The organism is Paraburkholderia sp. Clong3, assembly GCF_050436485.1.
Classification (GTDB): domain Bacteria; phylum Pseudomonadota; class Gammaproteobacteria; order Burkholderiales; family Burkholderiaceae; genus Paraburkholderia; species Paraburkholderia tuberum.
The window spans coordinates 2,803,403-2,825,126 of sequence record NZ_JBNDMH010000003.1; the positions used below are offsets into that span (position 1 = coordinate 2,803,403).

A 21,724-nucleotide genomic window follows, 5' to 3' on the forward strand; every position below is an offset into this window, starting at 1 on the left:
CTTTGCACCATCTGGTGCAGAGTCCATTCAGCCGCGCGCATTGCGCACGCGACCAACCGGAGAACGACATGTCCTGCATCAAATTGAACGACCTCTCGCTGAACCTCGCGCTCGATCGCAAAGCGATGGCGGCGATTCGCGGTGGCGGCGGCGCGCCATGGATCTATGGCTGGATTCAGCCGTACGTGCCGCAAACGCCGAGCATTGGGCCGGTGGTCAATCTGTACGAGGTCTCCAACAACTTCTATGCTAACCAGATGATCAACCAGTTCCAGTCGGTCGACGTACGCAACACCGGCGCGAACGCAAACCTCACCGTGTCTCCGGACGCACGCAACCGAAACGATATGGTGTAGCCGTTGTGACATGCGAGAGCCAATTTCGCTGGACGTCGTCCGCGCGTTCCGACCCGGGACGGGTCCGCGAAATCAACGAAGATGCCTGCCTCGACGAGCCCGAAGCGGGACGCTGGGCTGTCGCCGATGGGATGGGCGGTCACGCGGTCGGCGACGTTGCGAGCCGCACCGTGATCGACGCGTTGACTCAACTGGCCGCGCCGCACGGCCTCAGAATGCTGATCGCCGATGTGCGCGCGCGTCTGCAAACCGCGAACCGTCAATTGCGCGACGAAGCCGCGCGCCGCCAGGTGCAGCGCATCGGCAGCACCGTGGTCGTGCTGCTTGCATGCGATCGCTTCTGCGGCTACGTGTGGGCCGGCGACAGCCGCATCTACCTGTACCGCGCGGGGCAATTGCGGCAACTGACGCGCGATCACAGCCAGGTCGAGGAGCTGCGCTCGCTCGGCGTCATCACCGACGAAGAGGCGCGCCATCATCCCGCGCAGCACATGATCACGCGCGCGGTCGGGGCAACGGATTCGCTCGAACTCGACGACGACGCGATCGAAGTCGCCGACGGCGACGTGTTCCTGTTGTGCAGCGACGGTCTCAGCAACGAACTGAGCGACGACGAGATCGCCGACGTGCTGACCACGGCGGAGCGCGAAAACGCATGTTGCCAACTCGTCGACCTCGCGCTCGCGCGCGGCGGGCGCGACAACATCACCGCAGTGGTCGTCGAAGCGCAGGACCCGAATGCGGCGGACAAGACCTTGCTGAACCCGGCGCCTTGATGATCTTCAGGCGCGCGTTTCACCGAGCGTTCAGTGGTCCTTCACTCAGCCTTCGTCGTCTTCCTCGTCGCGCTCGTTCGCGCCGTTCTTCGTGGACGGCGCATTGCGATTGCGGAAATCCTTCGAGTGCAGGCCGTGCTTTTTCAGCAGCATCTGCAAGTGCGAGCGATTCATATCGATGCGCCGCGCCAGTTCGGCGACGGTCCCGCTGACTTCACGCAGTCCGCGTTCGAGGAACGCTTTCTCGGCGTCGTCGCTGGCCGCCCGCTTCGCGTCGCTCAACGACATCAGATTCGCGACGCTGATCGGCTGCTCGCCGCTCGCCTGTCCGCCCTCCGCCTGCGCCGCCGCCGAACCGGGTGCGGCGGGTCGCATATCGAGCGGCAAATGCTCGACGTCGGCCATGTCTGCAGCCAGACATGAGATGCGGTACATCACGTTGCGCAATTCGCGAATGTTGCCCGGATACGCGTAGCTCAATAGAAAGTCCCGCAAACGCGGCGTCAACCTGACTGGCCGGCGTTTCAGCGTGCCCGCCGCTTCGTCGCCGAACCACGCAATCAGCAACGGAATTTCGTCGCGCCGTTCGCGCAGCGGCGGCAACGTCACGTGAATCACGCTGAGCCGGTAGAACAGATCCTCGCGAAACCGGCCTTCCTCGCTGAGCTTGCGCAGATTGCGATTGGTCGCCGCGACGATGCGCGTATCGACCGCGATCGTTTCGTCGGAGCCGACGCGTTGAATCTCGTGCGCCTCGAGCACACGCAGCAGCTTGACCTGGCCCGCGAGCGGCAACTCGCCGATTTCGTCGAGAAAGATCGTACCCGTATGCGCGCTTTCGAATTTGCCCTTGCGGTCGTTCGACGCGCCGGTGAATGCGCCCTTGCGATGCCCGAATAGTTCGGATTCGAGCAGATTGTCCGGAATCGCGCCGCAGTTCACCGAAATGAACGGCTTGTCCGCACGCGAGCCGTTCGCGTGAATCACTTTCGCCATCAGCTCCTTGCCGGTGCCGCTTTCTCCATCGATCAACACCGGCAAATCGGTTGGCGCCGCTTTTTCCGCGATTTCGAGCGATTCGAGCAAACGCGGGTTGTCGCCGAACGTGCCCTCGAAAATGAAGCTGCGTTCGAGTAGTGCCTTGCGGCGCGCACCGCGCGATTGCTCCGCGCTCGTCTGCGGCTCGCCCGCGGTGGCCGCCTGCACGAAGCGCTCCTTGTGCGAAAGCTGCATCACTTCGTCGCGCAACGACGTGGCCTGCCTCAGCAGCTTGTCGATATCGGCGCGTTCGAGCCGCGACGACCAGCGCAACGTGGAGCGCAGGATCTCGATCCGCTCGATCAGTCCCGCGTACGATATCGCGGGACTCGCCTCTTCAATCTGGTCGAGTATCTTCATCATGATGCACTCAACTGTTTCTGCACGAGCTGATAGTACATGCCGCCGCGCTGGATCAGCTCCTCGTGACGGCCCTGTTCGACGATCGCGCCTTCATACAGCACGAGAATCTTGTCCGCGCGCATGATCGTGCTGAGCCGATGCGCGATGATCACCGCCGTGCGGCCCTTCAGGATGTCGTGCATGTTGCCGAGAATATTGCTTTCCGATTGCGAGTCGAGCGCCGACGTCGCCTCGTCGAACACGAGCAGACGCGGATCGTGATACAACGCACGCGCAATGCAAAGCCGCTGGATTTGACCGCCCGACAAACCGATGCCGCGCTCGCCGACGATCTGCTCATAACCGAGCGGCATCTTGCTGATGAAGCCATGCGCGTCGGCCATTTTCGCGACTTCCTCGATGCGGCGGCGCTCCGGCGCGTCGTCCCCGCTTGCGATGTTCTCGGCGATCGTGCCCGAGAACAGCAGATTGCTTTGCATCACGTAGCCGATTTGCGCGCGGAAATAAGTCTTGTCGATCACGCCGGAGTCATAGCCGTCGATCATCATTTTCCCTTCGCTCGGCTGATAGAAGCCAACCAGCAGCTTCGCGAGCGTGGTTTTTCCCGACCCGCTGCGCCCGACGATCGCGACCAGTTCACCCGGCTTGATATCGAAGCTGATGTTCTCCAGCACATAAGCGGAATCCTCCTCGCCATAGCGGAAGTACACGCCTTGCAGGCTGATTTCGCCTTGCAGCTCCGGCAGCATCACGCGCGAGGGCAAATCCTGCGGCTTCTGTTCGGGCTCGATATCGAGCACATCGCCGAGCCGTTCCATCGCGACACCCGCATCGTTGAGCATGCTCCACAAGCCGACGAGACCCATCAGCGGACTCAATACGCTGCCCATGAATGCATTGAACGCGATCAGCTGACCGATCGTCAATTCACGCGCGAGTACCAGATTCGCGCCGACCCAAAGAATCGCAATCGTCGTTGCCGCATTCAGCAATTGACTGCCAAAGCCGACCAGAATATTGAATGCGTGAGCGCGATACTGCAATTCGAGCGCCTTTGCGTATTTCTTCTCCCAGCGCAACCGTACCGGCCGCTCGATGCCCATGCCCTTGACGGTCTCGACGCCGGCCAGAGCTTCCATCAGGAACGACTTCGCCTCGGTCGACGCCGTGAACACCTCGCGTGCGTAGCCCTTGATCTTCGGCGTCGCGATCACCGTGAGCCCCATGATCGGAATGACGAACGCGATCAACACCAGGGTCATCTTCACGTTGTACACGAACATGATCGTGAAGTAGATGAAGATCATCAGCAGATTCAGCGCGGTCGTCACGGTGGATTCGGTCAGGAACGCGCGGATCGTCTGGTTTTCCTGAAAGCGCGCGAAGATATCGCCGGTCTTGCGCTTCGCGAAGAACGAGAACGGCAGCGACAACGTATGCTTGAAGAACTGCGACATCATCGCGAAGTCCATGTTGCGAACCATGAAGTTCGCCAGGTACGCGCGAATCGTCGACATCAGCTGCGTGAAGACATTGGAGATGATGAGCCCGCCGATCAGCATATGCAGCAGACTGACGTTCTGATGCACGATCACGCCGTCCAGAATGTTCTGAATGATCAGGGGTGGAATCACGCCGAGCACCTGAATCACGAAGGTCGCCAGAAACAGATAGCCGAGTATCTTGCGGTACGGCTTCAGATAGCCGACAAAGCGAATCCACGGCGAGCGCTCGGCCGACATCTGCAGCAGCTGCGATCCGCCGGTAAACAATAGGCAGGTGCCGCTCCACCCGCGTTCGAAATCTTCGACGCTCAGCTTTCTGAAACCGAGTGCCGGGTCCGCCACCCAGACATGGTCTTTCGACAGCCCGTACACGACCACATAGTGATAGCCCTCCCAATGCACGATGAACGGCAGATCGAAGCCGCGCAGCGAATCGAACGTGCATTGCACGCCGCGCGTCGTGAAGCCGAGCGACTCGCCCGCGCGCGCGAGGCTGTCGAGCGTCGCACCCTGCGTCGTCACGTTCGCGAGTTCGCGCAATTTGCCGAGCGTCATCGGAATGCCGTAATGGCGGCAGATCATCGCGAGACACGCGGCGCCGCAATCCATCTCCTCGGCCTGCTCGACGAGCGCGAAACGCCGGATGATCTTCTCGCCGAGTTCCGGTTTGCTCTGCAGGTCGAGCATCAACGGCAGCTTGCGCCGCTGCTCGAGCCGCTTTTGCCGCTGTAATTCGCGGTCGCCATAGCGGATGCGCTCGTCGAGCACTTCTCGCAGTTTCGGATTGCGCTCGAGAATGAAATGAACGGTGCGCTCGGGGATGACCAGCAGCCGCGTGTCGGTGGTTGCAACGACCGATGCCATCTGTTCCTGGCGCATCAGGCACGCCTTCTCGCCGAATATCTCCCCTTTGCCGAGCGTCGCGAGCGTATAGTCGTGGCCCTCCTCCTGCCGCACGATGCGCACCTGGCCTTGCCGCACCACATAGAGCCGCCTGTCGTCGCGGCCCTCCTGTTTCAGAATCTCCTTGCCGGCAGCGACCCGTTTTGCGCCGACGCTGCGCACGTACTCTTCGAGTTCCGCCTTGTTCAGCTTGCCGCGCAGATCGAACAATTGCGCGACGAAGCCCCCGGCCGAATTGATCGCCACATAGCTGGCGACGAACGCCAACGCGGCGGCGTTGCCCGCCATCACCGGTTCGATCGCGCTGCGCGGAATGAACAGCACTTCGGTCTTGCCCGACGAACGTACCGACGCTTCGTGAACGTACGAGCGCAACATCGCAATGTCGGCAAAGATCTCGCCCGACTTGCGCACGCCCATGCTGGATTCCTTGCCGTGCTCCTCGGTGAAGATTCGTACCGTGCCCGAGCGGATCACGTAGAGACCTTCGGCCACTTCACCGGCCGAGCACACCGTTTCGCCGAACGAATAGAACTTTGCCTGCGCGTACTCGGCAAGCCGCTCGATTTCGTCGCGCGAGAACGGCGACAGGATCTCCACCGAAGCGAGAAAATCGGCGGTGGAAGGCGCGGATGGCGCGGTCTGGAGGGCGTCCATGTATCGGTGAGCCTCGCTTTATCGGGCGCTAGTCGGGCACTAGCGCGCTTCGATCACGTGTTCCTGGGCGCGGGCAATGAGCCAGCTCTCGCGCAGCAAACGGCGGATTTCGGTGGCCACGTCGGCATCGAGCGTGGCCGGATATTTGGCCGTGACCGCGAAGATCTCGAAACACGAACGGTCGGCCGACGGAAACGGCCCAAGCAGATCGCCGACCGCCGCATTGAAGATCTTCGCCTCGATATCGGGCTTCAGCGAACCGCGCAGTACCTTGCCGATCACGCCGCCCGACTCGCGCGTATCGGCAATCGAATGCTCGCGCGCCATCTCGCCGAAGGCGTCGGGGTCGTCGTGCAGGTACGAGATCATTTCCTTCGCCTTGCCTTCGCTATCGAGCACGATATGGCTGACTTCGATCGCGTCGAACTTCGGTGAATTCAGCGCGAAGTAATCATGGATCGCCGCGTCGTTACCGATGTCGTCGAGCATCTTCTCCTGATAGAGCCCGTCGGTAATGAACGCCTCGAATTCGTCGAGGCTCACGTGCAGCGCGTCGAGATAATGATTCATGTCCGCCGCGCGATGCAGCCCGCGCACGCGGCGAAACTGGTCCGCGCGCTGCTGGATTTCGTCGGCGCTGACGGCGACGCCCTGCTTCTTCGCCGCATGGACGGTAAGCTTGTCGCGCACGATCTGCTCGACCAGGCTCTCGAACTGGCCGGTCAGTTTCAGAAGACGAATGAACTCGTCCACGTCCACGACTTCGTCATCGATACGCACTATCGCGGTCATTTGCTCGGCTCCTTTCGTGGATGTTTGATTCGCGCGCTCAACCCGCCACCTCTCTGAACGGATCGAGACCGAGGTCGATCAGGCGCCGCTCGCGCACGACGATTTCCGCATTGGCGGTCATGCCGTAACGCAGCGGATAACGCGTGCCGGCCACCTGGTAGTAGTCCTTGTCCAGCGTGACACGGCCTTCGTAGACCGGCTGCTTGTCCTGCGCGGATGGCTTCGTGGCCGGCGAGATATATGCGAGCGTGCCGCTGATCAACCCGTAGCGCTGGTAAGGAAACGCGTTGAACTTCAATTTGACAGGCAGGCCCACGTGCAGAAAGGCGCGGTCGTGTTCGGAGATTTCGATCTTCAGCACGGGCCGCGCGTCTTTTGGCGCAATGCCGCCGAGCGGTGCATTCGCCTGAATCTTGTCGCCGCGCTGCGTCGACGTGACGTCGGTGATCACGCCTGAAACCGGCGCGAGAATCAGCAGAAAATTGTCTTTATCGATGTTCTCGAAACGCACGCGCGCGGCGGCATCGGCTTCGAGGCGCGCGCTTTGCAGTTGCACGCGCAGTTTGTCTTCCGCATCGGTGATGTCGCGCACCGCCTGATCGTATTGCAGCTGCAGATCGGTGCTTTGCTGGCCGCTCGTCGCGAGTTGCGCATTGGCCTGCGCGTATTCATGGCTCAGACGAAAGTCGAGCTCGGCCAGCTTCGACTGCGCGACACGGTAAGCGTTATCCGCTTCGAGCGCGGCCGTGCGTTTCTGCTCGACCTGTAATTCGGCAATGCCACCGCCGCCCGGCTGCGCGAACAGCCGCGAATAGCGATCGAGTTCCTGATTCGCCGCTTCGCGCGTGCGGCGCGCGTTGTCGAGCGAGCTGCGCGCTTCGTCGAGTTCGGCCTTCTGCCCTTCGGCAAGCTTCGTCGTGCCTTCTGAAACGCGATTCTCGTGCAAGCGCTCCTCGACTTCGAGTTGCGCCTTCAACGACGCGGCCTTGCGTTCCATCAACGCCTTCTTCTCCGGGAACTGCTTCCATTCGCGTTCGGCGTCTTCGAGCTTCACTTGTGCCTGTAACGCGTTGCTCGCTGCCTCGATCGCGCCGCGCGCATTGAGCCGCGCGAGCACGTCGCCTTTCGACACCGGCTGCCCCTCGGCGATATACAGATCCGCGAGTTCGCCGTCGATTGGCGTATAGATGCGCCGCACCTCCGATTCCGGCGACAACGTGCCGGGCGCGCTGACGATCACATCCGCGCGGCCGACGAACGACCACAGCAAACCCGACACGACGAGCGCGACCATCGCCCAGATCAGCGCGCGCGCAAGCCGCACCGGCTCGGATGTCAGAATCGCAATGCCTTCGACGCTATGATCTTCGAGCGCCTCCGACAACGGTCTAGGGTGAGGATCGCGTTTCACTCTGATCGCCTCCAATCAACGCGAGCTTCGCTTTCAGCAGCCCAGGGTCCAGCACCATGCGCAACTCGGTCAACGAGCGGCGCTGCAAACTCGCTTCGGCTTCGATATCCGCGAGCAGGCGATCGAAGTCGGCGGGATGATCGGCCTTCAACTGCGTATAGATGCGCATGCCCTGGCGTGCCGCCGTCTGCGCCTCGCTCAGCAGACGCGCCTCGTTGCGAAAGCCCGGCGAGATGCCGGCTTCGAGCCGCTGCGTGCCGCCGATCGGGCCGTTCGCGCGGTACTCTTTCCACAGGCTTTGCGCGCGCACCAGCAGATCTTGCGCATGCGCGAGTGCCTTGTCATGCAATGCGGCCACGTCTTTCTGGAGCGCCTGCACGAACCATGCGTCGGTCCGCGGATCGAGGCTCGCGTAGAACGACAGCAGACGCTGGTCGTAATCTTTCCCGTCACGCGTTTTCCGCAGATCGTTGTATTGATCGGACAACGCCTTCTTGTGCGTCGCTTCGGCCGCGAGCACATCGGACCACGGGCTCGCCGGCATCGACTGCAAATCGTTCAGCGCCTGCTGCGCGTCGCCGCGCTGCCACGCGGCATCGACCGCGTCCTGCCGTTGAACGATGTCCGGCGACGGCAAGCGCGTCGCCGCAAGCTGCTGGAATTGCGCCTGAAAAGGCGGCGTACTGAAGCGCACCGTTTTCATCATCGCCAACAATGACGTCAATTGACGGCTCAACGCGGCATTCAGCAACCCGGTGTATTGGCGCAAATCGTCGCGCACTCTATCGAGCCCCGCGAGCCGAGGATAACGCTGCGCGTAATCGTCGAGTACCGGCGGCAGCGCCTCGGGTTTGTCGCGCGAAAGTTCGGTATGAATTACGCCATTGAGCCGATCGATCGCGGCGACGTACACCGAATCGTCGCTTTCGAGCTTGCGCAGATGGCTGAGCGTGTGTGCGTAGGGCTCCGCGAAGACCGGCACGTAACTCGCAATCCGATCGAGCGCGCGCTGGTGACTCGCCGCGTCATCGTCCCAGCGGTGCAGCAGACCGTTGATCGTCGCTTCGTCCGTATACATGCGGATTGGCGCGTCGACGCCGCCACGCGCCGCGACGAAGCGTTCGAGATCGCCGACCCATTGCAATTCGCCGACCAGCGACGCGGCATCGGCGTCATTTCCGCTCAACGCCCTCATGTTCTTCAGCAGCGTGTCGGCCTGGTCGAACTGCGCTTTTTGCACGGCTTCGATCCAGCCCGGCAAGTTCGCTTTCAACAACGCCTCGCTCGCGAGCGAGCTGATTTTCGTGTCCGCCGGATGCGTGGCCAGATAGCCGCGCGCCATCGTGAGAGCGCTCGAGTAATCACCGCTCGCGAGCAGGCTCTTCAACTCCCGTTCCGATGAACCGTGCAGATAAAGGCCCACGCCAAGCGCAACCACGATCGCGATACCCGCTGCGCCCCATGCCGCCGCGCGCCGCACATTGGTGCGCTCGCCGTCCGCTAACGCCTTGTGGAGTTCGCCGGCGATCATCTTCCAGCGACGCGGCTTACCTCTTGCCGCGCTTTTAGCTTTGCCGCTTCTTTCGTTCGCGCCGTCTCTCGTATCGGCGGGATGCCCCGCTTGCGCACCTTTGGCGCCCTGCGCGCCATTTGCCGTCCCCACTCCGTCTCGCTTCGCGCGCGCGGAGCCCGGCTGCGCCGCGTCATTCACTTCGTCTTCGCGTTGCAGCGCCGGATCGACGCAAAAGATGTCGAGAAACGAATGCGCAGCGCCGACGAAGGTCGTCTTGTCGGCATCGGCGGCACTGTCGACAGCGGGCTGAAGAGAGAGCTGGGTCACGGTGGGTTCGCCGTCGGCGGAGTTCCGTAGCGACACCCTGTAGACGAAGTGGTCGCCGCCAAATGCAACGACATCGCCGTCCGCTAGTGCAAGCGCCGATTCGCCGATCCGCTGTCCATTCACGAACGTGCCGTTGGTGCTGCCGAGATCCTCGACATACAGCTCGCCGCCCTTCAGAAACAGGTGCGCATGGCGCCGGGAAATGTAATTGACCTGGTGCGGATAACGGTCTTTGTAGCGCGAGAAAACCTCGTCCGTTTTACTGATCAGAAATGGAAAAGCCAGCACGTCGACCGGCTGCAGACCCAGGTCATCGCGCTGCGGCACCAGCAATAGATGAATGAGGGGAGAAGCGCTTCCACCCGTGACGACGCGCGCGCGCGGCTCGATGCCGACGCGATAGCGCAGTTCGCCGCCAAAGCAGAGTTCATCGCCGGCGCGTACACGCGCGGGGGTTTGTCGCACCGCGATGCCGTTGACCGTCGTGCCGTTCTTGCTGCCGAGATCGGCAACATAAATCGCGCCATGCTCGATGAAAACGCGCGCATGTCGGCGCGAGAGAGCGGCGGTCCATGGTGCGGGATAGTCGCTGAACGGCGCTTCGCTGCGGCCGATGGCGAACAGGTTGTCGACGATGCGAATGGCGTCGAGCGCGGGGCGCTGCGCGCAGGCAACCGGTGACAACACCACGTCGAAGGCAGCGTCCACTGTCACGCGCATTTCAGCAATCGGAGCTTCGCCGGTGGCCATTTTATCTGGATCGCTAAGCGTTTACCTGCCGCGGCGGGAACGCGGGGCGAACTGGACGAAGAACAACGGCGCAACGATATTGTCGTGAAGAGCCACGCAAACGCTGACCCCTAAAGGATTGTAAGTCACGCATCGAGAGTGTCAATTTGGATATCGCCGGATGAGAAGACCGCGGATAAGCCGTCAGCCGACGAAATACCCGCGCGGTACGCCAACTCGTGGATTAGCTCAATGTTTCGTTACTTCTCTTTGACCTGCGCTTGCACGTCGACACCTGGCCATCCGCCGCCGAGCGCCTTATAAAGCGTTACCGTGTCGGACAGAATCAATTGGTGGTTTTCCAGCAACGCCTGTTGCGCCTCCAGCAAGGTCCGCTCGTCTTCGAATACTTCGAGTTGCGACACGACGCCAAGGCGCAGTTGCGACTGGATCTGATCAGCGACGATCTGCAGGCGCGACACCTGCTGCTGCAATTCCGCGTGCTGCGCCTTATGGGCACTCAGATTGACGAGCGCGTTCTCCACTTCCTCGAATGCGCCCATCACGGCCACGCGATATTGCTGCTCGGCGACTTTCGATTGCGCCTCGGTCACCTTCACATGTGCGCGCACGCCCGGATCGAACAGCGGAAAATTGATGCTCGGCATCAGGCCGAACGTGAACGACTTCAGCAACTGGTTAAGCGCGTAACTTGCCGTGCCGCCTTGCGCGGTGAGGCCGATGCTCGGCAATTGCGCGAGCTTCGACTGACCGACGAGGTCATAGGCCTCGAGCACCCTGAATTCGGCCGCCACCACGTCGGGGCGGCGCGACAGCAATTGCGCGGGCAAACCATCGGGCACGCCCGGCAATTTCACGCGCTCCTGTAAATGGCCCTGCGGCACATGGAATTCGCCGGCCGGCACGCCGAGCAACGTGCATAACGCGTTGTCGGAGACCGCCCGCGATCGGCGCAGATCATAGAGATCGTTGGTGAGCCGGTTGATCTCCGCCTGCTGGCGCAACACCTGCGTTTGCGGCACGAGCCCATTGCGCGCCTGGCCTTCGTAGATCGTCAGGATTTGCTTGTTCGTGGCGATGGTCTTTTGCTGCTGTGCGATCTGGTCGTCGAATTGCAGGATCTGGAAATAGGTACTGGCCACATTCGCGACGAGTTCGAGATACCCCGCGCGCCAATCCGCCTCGCTCGCGTGGAATTCGGCCTTTTGCGCCTGCACGCCTTTTTCGACCTTGCCCCAGATGTCGATGTCCCAGTTCACCTGCAGCGCGAGGTTGTACGTCTTCGTCAAAGGCTGGCCAGTCGTCTTCGTATAGTCGGCGCCGGCACCGAGGTCCACCGTCGGCAATGCGGCCGCGCCTGTCTCGCTGATCTGCGTGTGCGCGACTTCGATGCGTGCGGCCAGCACCCGGATATCGAAGTTGCCGTCGATCGCCTTGTCGATCAGCGTATCGAGGTACGGGTCCTGGAAGCCCTTCCACCAGTCGCGCTCGATCGTCTGTGCGGCCGATACCGGCGCGCCCTTGCGATCCGACCACGATGTCTTGGCCGGCGTGTCCGGGCGTTGATAAGCCGGCATGCTGACGTCGACGCACGCGCTCACTGCCAAAGCGCACATCGTTGCCGCGCAGATCCCGCGCAGTACACGGGCTATGCGGCGAGGCGTCCTGGCTTCAGCAGGAACCCGCTGAAGGTCCAGCGAATCACACGACGAATCGAACGATGACTCCGGCAATGCTGACACGGTGGTCTCCAGTTGCACCCGCCTGTTTCGCGCGAGATGCCCGGTTTTTCAGCCCGAGCCGCTTCCGCGCGGCTTCGGCAATGAAGCGGCGGAAAAGTCGATGCGGGGAGCGGCGGATACGCGAAGGATGCGTGGAAAGGACGATTGGATTAGCGGTCTTTTTGAGCGATGCGCCTGTTGGGGCACGCACACGCGGCCGCCCGGGCCGCGCGTGCGCCGCTCACTACCCGTTGTTGACGTTGCTCGAGTAAATGGTCGGTTGGATGTAGGTGGTCGTACCGCTGACCAGCGCCGAGTCGTTGCCGTTCGCGCTCTGGATGTTCATTTCCGTGTTGATCATCTGCGTCGTGGAGACGTTCTTGATGCTGCTCGGCGCATAGACGGGCGCGTAGCTGAGGTACGACGGCATCGAATAGTAGCCGTTGCCACCGCGCACGGCGCTCATCGCCTTGCTGTCGAGTTGTTCGGTGTTGGACAGGTCCTTGATCATCAGCGTGTTCATGGCAAATCTCCTGGGAATGGGAAAGCGCATCGTGGTGCGTCGGGTTCGAGCAACTTGTCTGCTCGGGCGCTACTGATGCATGGGCTATGCCAGGAGTGCCTTGCTTTCGTCATTCGCGTCCTGAACGCCTTGTAGCAAAGGCCAGGAAGATCGCACCCGCTGTCCCGACGCTGACGAGCGGCAGAGCGAGACCGGTGAATGGTGGATCGCAGCCGACAGCGCGCGCGCCATTGTTGGCTGCTCGATGACAGTCAGCGCGCGATCACCGTGATCTTCTTCGAATACACCGGCGGGTTGTGCGGCATATGCATGTCGTCGCCCATCAACAGCTGCAGCGTATGCTTGCCTGGCGGCAATGAAATCATCGTTTCCGTTTCGCCGGCGCCGAAATGCAGATGATGGCGATCTGAGGGTATCTCCTGATCCATCGGCGGCAGATCGGTATCGATCAGAAGATGATGGTGGCCGGTGTTCGGGTACTTCACGCCTTTCGGCGCGACCCCCATGAAACGCAGACCGAACCACACGCGAAACGGTTTATTGGCGGGCACCACCTGGCCATCGTTCGGATAGCCGATATACGCGTAGGCGCCGGGCGGCGACGGCGTCGCTGCCCACGCGCCCTGCGGCGCGGTCGATACCGTCAGCGCCGCTGCGACGAATGCCGCGGCCGCAATGATCTTCTTCATCAGGACTCTCCGTTCCGGCTTGACCAGTTCGAACGAACGGACCGCGTTAGTTCTTTAGCACGGTGATGGTGATCTTCTTCGAATACACGGGCGGCACGTGCGGCACGTGATTATGGTCGCCGAGAATCAGCTGCAGCGTGTGCTTGCCGGGCGGCAACTCGATGCGCGCGTCGGTTTCGCCCGCGCCGAAATGCAGGTGCTGGCGATCCGATGGAATCTCCTGATCGAGCGCGGGCAAATCCGTGTCGATCAGAAGATGATGGTGGCCGGTATTCGGAAACGCGACGCCCTTCGGACACACGCCCATATTGCGCAGCCCCATGCGCACCCACAACTTTCCGCCGTGAATCACCGCGCCATCCGACGGCCAGATGATGTACTCCTCGGCCCCCGGCGGAGACGGTGTCCGCTCGGCGCGCGCAACGCCGCCAGTGCCGATACCGAGGCAGACCGCGACGAGCGTCGCGCACACCGCCGCGCGTAATCCGCCGCGACGCGCTTGCGCCGGATCACGACTGCCGAAAAGAAAGGAAACACGGGTTCTTCGCATAGCGCACTCTCCCGAACAGGAGTCATGGCTTGGGCCCGGCTATCGATGACCTTCCGGGTGTTCGAGCGGCACGTCGCGGGTTGAATCCGGCAGGCAGCCACCTAGTTAAAACGACCGTGTGACGTGACTTTGTGAATCAGCTTAGGACGTATCTTGCCAAAAAGATACGCAATGCTCGTTAACCGTATGACGCGTTAAGGACTCCCGGACAGTTGTGACGCAAAGCGCGTGCTATCGTTAATCAAGAGCGCAGGCAGCGCGAGCGTGGTGCACGAATGCCTGAACTCTGTCCGGTACAAACAGGATATAAAGATGTGGCGACAATTCCTGCTGGTGTGCATGGTTGGGGCAATCCAGGCGCAGTGGGACAGTGCCGATGCCGCGACGCAACGTGAAAGCATCGAGCCGAGCCCGGCTTGGGTAGCGAGTCATCCGGCGCGGCCGGCGGACACCGCTTTGCTCCCTTCACCCTTTGCTTCGTCACGCGACGACACGCATTCGCGGCGTGTCGCGCTCGTGATCGGAAATGGCGACTACGGTGACGCCACTAACCCGATCCGCGCCAACGCGCCGCGCGACGCCGAATCGATCGGCGCTGCGCTCCGTGCGCGTGGCTTCGAAGTCATCACGCGCACGAATGCTACGCCGCCGCAAATGCGCGCGGCCATCGACGAATTTCAACGACGATTGCAAACAGGCGATATCGGAGTGTTCTATTTCGCCGGACACGGCATGCAGGTAGGCGCACAAACGCTGCTTTTGCCGGCGGGACTCGATGCGCGAGCCGACATCCGCGCGCCGGTGTCGCTACTGAATAACGGCGTCGATCTGAATACCGTTTTGCATGCGATGCAATCCGCCCGTGCCGGCCGGCTCAATCTCGTGATTCTCGATACGTGCCTCGACAATCCATTTGCCCCCGCCGCGGTTGCGATCGATAAACCGAGGATCGCTGCCAACACCGTGATTGCCTATGCAACCGCACCGGGCGGTTTCGCGGCGGACGGTCCGCGCCATGGCGTCTATACCGATGCCTTGCTGCAAGCGCTCAACGACGCCGACGCATCGTCCCGATCGCTCGCCGCGCTGTTCCGACAGGTCGGCGCCGAAGTACGCGCCGCTACACGCGGAACGCAGCAACCGTGGCTCTCTGTCGCGCGTTCATCCATTCCCACAAGTGGCGAAGGCGCTATCGAGTCGTCGAATACGTCAGAGCGTCGCGCCATCACGCCGCGCAGTCGCGGCATCATGCCCAAGGAAAGCGGCGAACAATACGAAATCACGTTCTGGGATTCGATCAAGGACAGCAACTACCCAGCCGATTACGAGGCTTATCTGAAGGCCTATCCGAATGGCCGCTTCGCCACACTCGCGCATGCGCGTATCGATCGATTGCGCGCGGCGGCATCGGCTCCCGCGGTGAGCGCCGCGCCGGCTGCACCGCCAGCCGCGCCCGCGACGCAGAGCGGTCACGTCGCGCCACCCACGCCGCCTGCCCACGTCATGCATCCCGCGACGCAAGCCAGCGCAGCCGCGCCGCCACCGCGCCCCGCCGCCGCGCCATCGCCAACGCCGCCCGCCACGGCCGCCGCGGCGCCATTCGCCGAAAAGACCGTCGCCCATCCCCCGACGGCCGGTGAAATCCGCGACTGCGCGGCTTGTCCGGTCATGGTCGCGGTACCCGCCGGCTCGTTCGCAATGGGCAGCAATACCGACGATCCGTCGGAAAAGCCCGTGCATCACGTGAGCATTGGCGCGCCCTTCGCGATCGGTAAATTCCCCGTGACGGTCGAGCAATGGAATGCGTGCGTCGCCGCCGGCGCCTGCCAGAAGCTGACGCCGCAGAGCAATAGCATCAAGACCGCACCCGCGCGTGATCTCAGTTGGGACGACGCGCAGCAGTACGTCAAGTGGCTCGCCAAAACGACCGGCAAACCGTACCGTCTGCCGACCGAAGCCGAATGGGAATACGCGGACCGCGCCGGCACCACGACCGCGTACTGGTGGGGCGAGCAGATGCGCAAGGGCAACGCCAATTGCAAGGACTGCGGCGACCCGTGGCACAAGGAAGGCCCGGAAAACGTCGGCACGTTCGCCGCGAATCCGCTGGGTCTGTACGACATGAACGGCGGTGTCTGGGAGTGGACCGCCGACTGCTGGCACAACACCTATCAGGGCGCGCCCGTCGATGGCCACGCGTGGGACTCGCCCGGCTGCGAGATGCGCGCGATTCGCGGCGGCTCATGGCGCGAAGGCGGCGACTACATGCTCAGCGCGACGCGCTTCAAATACAGCGCGGGCGTGCGCCAATCGCAGAACGGTTTTCGCGTCGTCAAGGATCTGCACTAAAAGCCGTGTCGATTGGCTTCCTGACGGATCATCGCGTCGCGGGTCTGGTCGTAAGCGGGGCGAAGTCCGCCAACAGGCGATCCTGCCCGTATTGACCGCCAATCTGCTTGAGCCGGGTCTCGAGCGCGCGCAGATAATCGGCGCGCGCTTCGCTTTCCGGGCGCAGCTTGTCGAACAGCGGCACCGGCGTCACCACCAGCACCACCATTTCCGAGCCGAACGGCTTCGATACGGTCCAATCGCCCGCATTGCTGCCGATCGTGTACGGACCGCCGTTCGCCTGCATCTGATTGTCCGGCCACAGACGACTGGGCACCATGTGCACGACGTGGCCATCTAGCTGGTAGTAGTCGACGGTCGCAAAGGAATCGAACGGCGGGGCTTTCAGGTCGACCACCAGCGAGTCGTTCTCGGTGAGAAAACCGCTTGGCGGACGCATCTGCAGCGACGCCACGCGCCCCGCCTGCCAGTTGCGCACCAGAAACGGCGCGAGCGTTTTGACGAAGTCGCATTTATCGTCGGCGAGCGGCCGCACGTCTAGCGAAACCGTATCGACGCCAGGCAGCGCCGCCAACGTCTCCTTCAGATGCGCGGCACCGTATCGCTGCGACAGGAAACCGCGTACCGTCAGTGCGTGGTCCTGCACCGCGCCCGATAAAGCCGAACACGGCACCTGGGCAAGCGTGGGCGTGATCGCGGCGAGCGTCAACGCGGGCTTCGGCGCGGGCGCCGGAGGAGGCGTTGTCTGCGCGACATTCGTTGCAGGCGCGACAGCGGACGCCCCAGCCGCCCGATCGACCTGATCGCCCTGCGATCGCGCCGCCTCGGTTTGTGCGGCGTGCTGCCGGCTGGACCCCGAGCGAAAAGCGAACACGCCCACGGTGACCGCGCACACGATGGCGAGGCCAGCGAGCCCGACCCACGCGAGCGTCCCGGACTTCTCCGCGCGCGCTTCATTGTCGAACTCGGCGATAAAGCGCACGACGCTCGGTATCCGCGTATTGCGATCGAACGACAACGCGGCACGCAACGCGCGCCACTGTCGCGCATCGAGATTCGCCGGACGCTGCGGCTTGAAATCGGCATTGCGCGCCTGCGTGGCCGACAGGCGATCGAACGGATGATGTCCCGTCAACAGCTCGTACGTGATGCAGCCAAGCGCGTAGATATCGTCGCGCGGGTCCGGCTCGCGATGCTCGATCATCTCCGGGCTCGCATAGGCCGGCGTCAACGCGCCGAGACTGCCGGGATCGAACACCGTCGCGTCGCTCTCCTCTTCAGGCCGCTGGAATACGCGCGCGATGCCGAAGTCGATCACTTTCACTTCGGCATTCGTGGTCAAAAACACGTTCGCGGGTTTGAAATCGCAATGGACGAAGCCGCGTTCGTGCGCGTACGCGAGCGCCGCGCACATGCCGCGCACGATCGGCAGCGCGGCCCGCACCGGCATGCCCTGATAGCCCGGCGTGCGCAGCAGCTGGCTCAAGGGTTTGCCGCTCAGGTACTCCATCGTCAGATAGACGATCGGCCCGTCGCGGTCGAAGTCGTAGACGGTGATGATGTTGCGATGCGCGAGTACCTGCGCCTTGCGCGCCTCGCGCTGCAGCGCGACCAGCGAATTCGGATTGCCGCGAAACTGGACGTTCAGCACCTTGATCGCGAGATAGGGCTTGCGATCCGACGCTTCGAGCTTGCGCAGATCGAGCGCCTTGTACACGGTGCCCATGCCGCCCACGCCGAGGCACTCCTCGAGCACGAAGCGGTTGTTCAGCGTATCGCCGATGCCTTTGATGGTCTCGTGCGCGGCGCTGCCGGCAGTACTCGCGGCGCCCGCACTGCCAGCGCTCGACGAACGCAGCGACGGTAGATCGACCGTGGTCTGGATGCCGGTTTCCTCGCCACCCGCCGCGACGTTCGACACGCGCAGCAGCTCGATGCGCCGCCGCACTTCCAGGTAGAGATCGTCGGGCAACGGCGACCGATGATGCGCGGCGTACAGCATCTCCAGCAGCCGCGTCGGACCGAGTTGCTCGGTCGCCAACGCGCTGTCGAGCTGCGCGACGAACTCGTCACGCGACAGCTCGCCGCTCTGGAAGTCGAGAATCACACGCGCAAGGCTAGCCATTTGTGCGAAGCACCACCGTTGCCGCTGGACCGTGTCGCATGCGACCGACGCCACGCGGGTCGATAGAAAACCTGTCGTATCCAGTTACATGTGCCGTTTCGATACTAGCTCCCGGTCCGCGCTTTCGCAAACCAGGCATGAGCCGCGCGCCGCGCCGCGTGCTGGCTCGCGCAATGTCGTGCGCCATCCAACAGGGTCCGCCGCGATGTCGGACGGCGGCCACCGCTCCGAGCGCGTCAGCGTGCTTCGAGCTGACCGGCACGGTGGTCCATCCACGCGCAAAACCCTGATACGACAAGGCTTCGCCGATTTCCTCAGGATCCTTGATTAATACTGGCACAGCCTGTGCGTTAGTGATGTCCGAGCAAACGAATTGCTCGAAACCACTCGCAACACTGCGAAAACTTCTTTCAGGAGACTCACCATGAAAACGCTGATGATCAAAGACCTGTCCGTCACCGAACAACTCGACAGCAAAGCCATGCAAGCCGTACGCGGCGGCTTCGGCCCGAGCAAGTACTACAGCTTCGCCCCGGTCTATGCGCCGACCAGCGTCAAGAACAGCACCACCACGCAACTGATCAGTAACGAACTGAACTTCCAGAACGCCAACGGCAACGATGTTGCGCTCGCCAGCGGCATCACGTCGGACTTCTCGCCGTATATCAATTCGAGCAACAGCAACCGCTAATAGTGCGTGGTGCGGCGAGGCGCCCGCAGCCGCGGGCCGCTTCGCCGCGAGCCATTCATGTCCGCTTTCCGTACGTCTTTGGAGAAACGCCATGTCATCCCTCATGATTCGCGATCTGTCCGGCACGCGCGAACTCGACCGCCGGGCCATGTCCGGGATCGCCGGCGGCACCGGCAGCAACGTGCCCATGCCCTCGGGCCTTGGTGGTCTCGGCAGCCTTGCCGGCATCGCCAACGTCAACGTCAACGTCAACGTCACTCAGAAACTGGATCAGCAGCAAATCGTCAACGTCGCAGCGCTCAATGACATCGGTTCGATCGGCCCAGGCGTCGTGCTGCCGCTGAAGCTGAAAGTCGACCCTATCCTGTCGGGCGCCAATTACTCCGCCGTGTAAGCCGGGGCAGCAGCGGGGGACTGGGGGTTCCTTCACTGCCGCGGCAACACCACGGCCATCCGCGCCGCGAATGGATTTCCTATACTGATAGTGCGTTGAGACCTCAATACAACGAATGACACGCCGAACACATTCCGAGCACGGCGGCCGGCACCCGAACGGGTCTGGCCGCCGGAGCGTCTTTCTGGAGCCATCATGGCCAAGCTGAGCATCAAGGATCTGACCGAAAGCGTCGAACTGGACCGCGAGGCGATGGCCGCGATCGTCGGCGGCGCCCGTGTCGGCGCGCGCTCGAGTCTCGCCGCGCCGCTGGTGCCGGCCGCGATGCGAGTCGTCGAGTACCCGCCGGGCTTTCCGGCCGCGCATCTGCGTATCGCGGAAGCAGCCTCGCCGCGTAGACGCCAGCGCCGCTAGCATTCCTCGCCGGGGCGTTTCACCATCACGGCACGCGCATATGGCGCGTGCCGTTTCTGTTTGCGCTTGCGATTGAGTGTTGGACGCCTGAGTTCGCCACGCGCGACGCTGCGCTGCGCCCCAACCATTCGCTCGTGACTCGTGGGACGCGCGCAAACACATCGACGCGCAATCGCGATCGTGTTCAGTGCGATTCAACGCGGCTATCGCGCGGAACCTTGCCAGGCTTCGCATCGCGGCCCCCGCTCCATGTTGCGGCGCACGTTCCCTCACATTGGCATAGGCCTTGCAGAAATCGATGCGGGCGCCGCACTGTGCTCGCCTTTCCACGTCAAGGAGAAATGCCATGAAAGCCACTGTGATCATCAAAGACCTGCCGCCCGGCGCGGGCGAGCCATCCGACGAGAAAACGCTGAGCGCCGAACAGATGAAGACGCTGCGCGGCGGCCGCTCGGTAGTCGTCAAGGTGGACGGTGGCGGCACGGGTACCGTCGACGATTGGGACATCAACACCGCGATCTTCGAAGGCCGCATCAGCGGAACCTATCTATAGGACGCGCGACGTGTCCGCAATTGGAAAAACGGCACCCGGCTCAGGTTTTGAGCGCGACGGGTGCCGTTTCAATTGGCTCGAGAATCTCCGCACGCGCCGCGCGCCGTCCCGGTGATCTGATTAAAGGATCGACCTTGGGCACAAGGTTTGCTCCCTAGGGATTACCCTGCGGCCTTGTGGCCAACGTAGATAAAGCAGGTCTCTCAACCAGGCGGAGGTCATAACATGCTAGGAACCATTCTTCTAATCGTGCTGATTCTGCTGCTGATCGGCGCATTTCCAGCGTGGCCACACAGCCGATCGTGGGGCTATGGTCCGACCGGTGGACTCGGCATCGTACTGATCGTGGTGATCGTTCTGCTGGTTGCCGGTGTGATATAGACCACGCGTAGTGGACTGGAACATGAGGCGGGCCGCCGTCTATCCGCGCGATGTCGCGTGCCGATAGGTGGCGGCTTCGCTTTTTCGTCGTTGCCGAAGCACTCGATGGAAAAGTTACTGGCCAATCAGGTCGCGCTGGTTACGGCGCAAGTTCGGGAATCGGCTATGGCATCGATATCGTGCTCGCGAATGCAAGGCTACAGAAGGACGGCAAATTCGCCGACATGACGCTCGGCTTTTCGAACAATGGCTAAAGCCCGATACGCGGACCATCGGGGTTGCCGTCGTTCGATTGCCCGAATAGATCGACATCTTCGAGCCAGGCACGCTACCTGCTGAAACTCCTGCGTATTCGAACTTCAATACGAAAGGAGATGACATCATGCCTTACCTACTTGGCTGGCTGCTCGGCGTTCCAGTGATCGTACTGATCATCCTGTACCTCATTTTCCATTGATATCGCGCGGTACAGACGATAAGGATGACGTTGTTCCTGCGGCGGCGGTATGCGGATCGTTTCATGGTCAGCGTACCGCCGCCATCAGCGTGCCCATCCCTACCAGCAAGCTCCCCATCAGACGGTTCGCGATGCGCAGCCGCGTCGGCCGCTGTAGAACCGTACGCAGACGGTGCGGGAAGATTGCCGCCGATGCCACGCCCAACGCGAATATCAGCGCAAAAGTACTGCCCAGCAAAAAGTGCTGATGATTGGCCGACCAAGGCGCTTCATTCGACGAGGTACTGATGGGACAGAACCGGTGAAGCCGCAAACGTGCCGTATCTCCATTGTCTGAAGCCTCGAAAACGAAGGGTATATCCGCGGCTATGTCGCATTGCTCGATCAGCAAAAACAAGATCGCAGGCATTCGCCATAGCCGCTCGATGTTCGCGCTGCACTGCATGAAGAGCATTCCGTCAATCGCAATCTGATTGACAAGACTGC

General features: G+C 62.3%; 19 protein-coding genes and 1 pseudogene. 9 read left to right on the plus strand and 11 right to left on the minus strand.

Features of this window, described 5'->3' with window-relative positions; genetic code table 11:
• The first annotated feature begins 68 nt into the window (after positions 1 to 68).
• Both OKW30_RS36245 and OKW30_RS36250 read left to right on the plus strand, forming a co-directional pair.
• The gene (locus OKW30_RS36245) at positions 69 to 356 is read left to right on the plus strand and encodes a hypothetical protein (protein ID WP_090807566.1); all 288 of its coding nucleotides are present in this window, start codon (positions 69 to 71) and stop codon (positions 354 to 356) included.
• Between the two features lie 5 nt (positions 357 to 361).
• Entirely contained in the window at positions 362 to 1,132 is a 771-nt protein-coding gene (locus tag OKW30_RS36250) for a PP2C family protein-serine/threonine phosphatase (protein WP_429348994.1), read from the plus strand.
• 45 nt (positions 1,133 to 1,177) lie between these two features.
• Here the strand turns inward: OKW30_RS36250 and OKW30_RS36255 are convergent, their stop codons facing one another.
• The 9 genes from OKW30_RS36255 to OKW30_RS36295 all read right to left on the minus strand — a co-directional run bounded on the left by OKW30_RS36255 (position 1,178) and on the right by OKW30_RS36295 (position 13,874).
• Positions 1,178 to 2,533 (minus strand): sigma-54 interaction domain-containing protein, encoded by a 1,356-nt coding sequence (locus tag OKW30_RS36255; protein ID WP_429348995.1) that lies wholly within the window; start codon positions 2,531 to 2,533, stop codon positions 1,178 to 1,180.
• Positions 2,530 to 5,598, minus strand: coding sequence for a peptidase domain-containing ABC transporter (locus tag OKW30_RS36260; protein WP_429348996.1), 3,069 nt, complete (start codon positions 5,596 to 5,598; stop codon positions 2,530 to 2,532). The genes OKW30_RS36255 and OKW30_RS36260 overlap by 4 nt, the downstream gene beginning before the upstream one ends.
• Positions 5,599 to 5,637: 39 nt before the next feature.
• A complete protein-coding gene (locus OKW30_RS36265; RefSeq protein WP_184024541.1) occupies positions 5,638 to 6,390 on the minus strand; it encodes a peptidylprolyl isomerase in 753 nt (250 codons plus the stop codon).
• Positions 6,391 to 6,427: 37 nt separating this feature from the next.
• Positions 6,428 to 7,801, minus strand: coding sequence for an HlyD family efflux transporter periplasmic adaptor subunit (locus OKW30_RS36270; protein ID WP_184024538.1), 1,374 nt, complete (start codon positions 7,799 to 7,801; stop codon positions 6,428 to 6,430).
• Positions 7,779 to 10,391, minus strand: coding sequence for an FHA domain-containing protein (locus tag OKW30_RS36275; RefSeq protein WP_429348997.1), 2,613 nt, complete (start codon positions 10,389 to 10,391; stop codon positions 7,779 to 7,781). The genes OKW30_RS36270 and OKW30_RS36275 overlap by 23 nt, the downstream gene beginning before the upstream one ends.
• A gap of 239 nt (positions 10,392 to 10,630) precedes the next feature.
• A complete protein-coding gene (locus tag OKW30_RS36280) occupies positions 10,631 to 12,007 on the minus strand; it encodes an efflux transporter outer membrane subunit (RefSeq protein ID WP_429348998.1) in 1,377 nt (458 codons plus the stop codon).
• Between the two features lie 349 nt (positions 12,008 to 12,356).
• Positions 12,357 to 12,635, minus strand: coding sequence for a hypothetical protein (locus tag OKW30_RS36285; protein WP_184072849.1), 279 nt, complete (start codon positions 12,633 to 12,635; stop codon positions 12,357 to 12,359).
• A 251-nt stretch (positions 12,636 to 12,886) separates the two neighbouring features.
• Entirely contained in the window at positions 12,887 to 13,324 is a 438-nt protein-coding gene (locus tag OKW30_RS36290) for a DUF4399 domain-containing protein (protein WP_090807583.1), read from the minus strand.
• A 46-nt stretch (positions 13,325 to 13,370) separates the two neighbouring features.
• Positions 13,371 to 13,874 (minus strand): DUF4399 domain-containing protein, encoded by a 504-nt coding sequence (locus OKW30_RS36295; RefSeq protein ID WP_184024527.1) that lies wholly within the window; start codon positions 13,872 to 13,874, stop codon positions 13,371 to 13,373.
• Positions 13,875 to 14,186: 312 nt separating this feature from the next.
• Between OKW30_RS36295 and OKW30_RS36300 the strand changes: the two genes are divergently transcribed.
• Positions 14,187 to 16,223: an SUMF1/EgtB/PvdO family nonheme iron enzyme gene (locus OKW30_RS36300; protein ID WP_429348999.1), complete on the plus strand. Its 2,037-nt coding sequence runs from the start codon at positions 14,187 to 14,189 to the stop codon at positions 16,221 to 16,223.
• A gap of 28 nt (positions 16,224 to 16,251) precedes the next feature.
• Here the strand turns inward: OKW30_RS36300 and OKW30_RS36305 are convergent, their stop codons facing one another.
• Positions 16,252 to 18,348, minus strand: a complete 2,097-nt coding sequence (locus OKW30_RS36305) for a protein kinase domain-containing protein (protein WP_429349000.1) — start codon at positions 18,346 to 18,348, stop codon at positions 16,252 to 16,254.
• A 424-nt stretch (positions 18,349 to 18,772) separates the two neighbouring features.
• Here OKW30_RS36305 and OKW30_RS36310 point away from each other — a divergent pair, with 424 nt between their 5' ends.
• The 5 genes from OKW30_RS36310 (at position 18,773) to OKW30_RS36330 (ending at position 20,781) form a co-directional block, all read left to right on the plus strand.
• Positions 18,773 to 19,039 carry a hypothetical protein gene (locus tag OKW30_RS36310; RefSeq protein ID WP_429349001.1) on the plus strand — a complete coding sequence of 89 codons (267 nt, stop codon included), beginning with the start codon at positions 18,773 to 18,775 and terminating at the stop codon, positions 19,037 to 19,039.
• 91 nt (positions 19,040 to 19,130) lie between these two features.
• Positions 19,131 to 19,433 (plus strand): hypothetical protein, encoded by a 303-nt coding sequence (locus tag OKW30_RS36315; protein WP_184072834.1) that lies wholly within the window; start codon positions 19,131 to 19,133, stop codon positions 19,431 to 19,433.
• Positions 19,434 to 19,628: 195 nt separating this feature from the next.
• Positions 19,629 to 19,847, plus strand: a complete 219-nt coding sequence (locus tag OKW30_RS36320) for a hypothetical protein (RefSeq protein WP_184005151.1) — start codon at positions 19,629 to 19,631, stop codon at positions 19,845 to 19,847.
• A gap of 346 nt (positions 19,848 to 20,193) precedes the next feature.
• Positions 20,194 to 20,400 carry a hypothetical protein gene (locus OKW30_RS36325; protein WP_184072833.1) on the plus strand — a complete coding sequence of 69 codons (207 nt, stop codon included), beginning with the start codon at positions 20,194 to 20,196 and terminating at the stop codon, positions 20,398 to 20,400.
• 225 nt (positions 20,401 to 20,625) lie between these two features.
• On the plus strand, positions 20,626 to 20,781 hold the full coding sequence (locus OKW30_RS36330) for a DUF3309 family protein (protein WP_018423731.1): 156 nt from the start codon (positions 20,626 to 20,628) through the stop codon (positions 20,779 to 20,781).
• Between the two features lie 524 nt (positions 20,782 to 21,305).
• On the opposite strand, the gene OKW30_RS36335 is transcribed toward OKW30_RS36330, so the two are convergent.
• Positions 21,306 to 21,476, minus strand: a complete 171-nt coding sequence (locus tag OKW30_RS36335; protein WP_429349002.1) for a hypothetical protein — start codon at positions 21,474 to 21,476, stop codon at positions 21,306 to 21,308.
• Between the two features lie 157 nt (positions 21,477 to 21,633).
• Here OKW30_RS36335 and OKW30_RS36340 point away from each other — a divergent pair.
• A pseudogene (locus OKW30_RS36340) lies at positions 21,634 to 21,711 on the plus strand (AsnC family transcriptional regulator); the annotation flags it as partial.
• Between the last annotated feature and the right edge of the window lie 13 nt (positions 21,712 to 21,724).

Excerpts from the sequence above, each read along its gene's own strand:
- OKW30_RS36245 (WP_090807566.1), top strand. The coding sequence starts at position 69 with ATGTCCTGCATCAAATTGAACGACCTCTCGCTGAACCTCGCGCTCGAT.
- OKW30_RS36255 (WP_429348995.1), bottom strand. The coding sequence starts at position 2,533 with ATGATGAAGATACTCGACCAGATTGAAGAGGCGAGTCCCGCGATATCG.
- OKW30_RS36260 (WP_429348996.1), bottom strand. The coding sequence starts at position 5,598 with ATGGACGCCCTCCAGACCGCGCCATCCGCGCCTTCCACCGCCGATTTT.
- OKW30_RS36265 (WP_184024541.1), bottom strand. The coding sequence starts at position 6,390 with ATGACCGCGATAGTGCGTATCGATGACGAAGTCGTGGACGTGGACGAG.
- OKW30_RS36275 (WP_429348997.1), bottom strand. The coding sequence starts at position 10,391 with ATGGCCACCGGCGAAGCTCCGATTGCTGAAATGCGCGTGACAGTGGAC.
- OKW30_RS36280 (WP_429348998.1), bottom strand. The coding sequence starts at position 12,007 with ATGTGCGCTTTGGCAGTGAGCGCGTGCGTCGACGTCAGCATGCCGGCT.
- OKW30_RS36285 (WP_184072849.1), bottom strand. The coding sequence starts at position 12,635 with ATGAACACGCTGATGATCAAGGACCTGTCCAACACCGAACAACTCGAC.
- OKW30_RS36290 (WP_090807583.1), bottom strand. The coding sequence starts at position 13,324 with ATGAAGAAGATCATTGCGGCCGCGGCATTCGTCGCAGCGGCGCTGACG.
- OKW30_RS36295 (WP_184024527.1), bottom strand. The coding sequence starts at position 13,874 with ATGCGAAGAACCCGTGTTTCCTTTCTTTTCGGCAGTCGTGATCCGGCG.
- OKW30_RS36300 (WP_429348999.1), top strand. The coding sequence starts at position 14,187 with ATGTGGCGACAATTCCTGCTGGTGTGCATGGTTGGGGCAATCCAGGCG.
- OKW30_RS36305 (WP_429349000.1), bottom strand. The coding sequence starts at position 18,348 with ATGGCTAGCCTTGCGCGTGTGATTCTCGACTTCCAGAGCGGCGAGCTG.
- OKW30_RS36310 (WP_429349001.1), top strand. The coding sequence starts at position 18,773 with ATGAAAACGCTGATGATCAAAGACCTGTCCGTCACCGAACAACTCGAC.
- OKW30_RS36315 (WP_184072834.1), top strand. The coding sequence starts at position 19,131 with ATGTCATCCCTCATGATTCGCGATCTGTCCGGCACGCGCGAACTCGAC.
- OKW30_RS36320 (WP_184005151.1), top strand. The coding sequence starts at position 19,629 with ATGGCCAAGCTGAGCATCAAGGATCTGACCGAAAGCGTCGAACTGGAC.
- OKW30_RS36325 (WP_184072833.1), top strand. The coding sequence starts at position 20,194 with ATGAAAGCCACTGTGATCATCAAAGACCTGCCGCCCGGCGCGGGCGAG.
- OKW30_RS36330 (WP_018423731.1), top strand. The coding sequence starts at position 20,626 with ATGCTAGGAACCATTCTTCTAATCGTGCTGATTCTGCTGCTGATCGGC.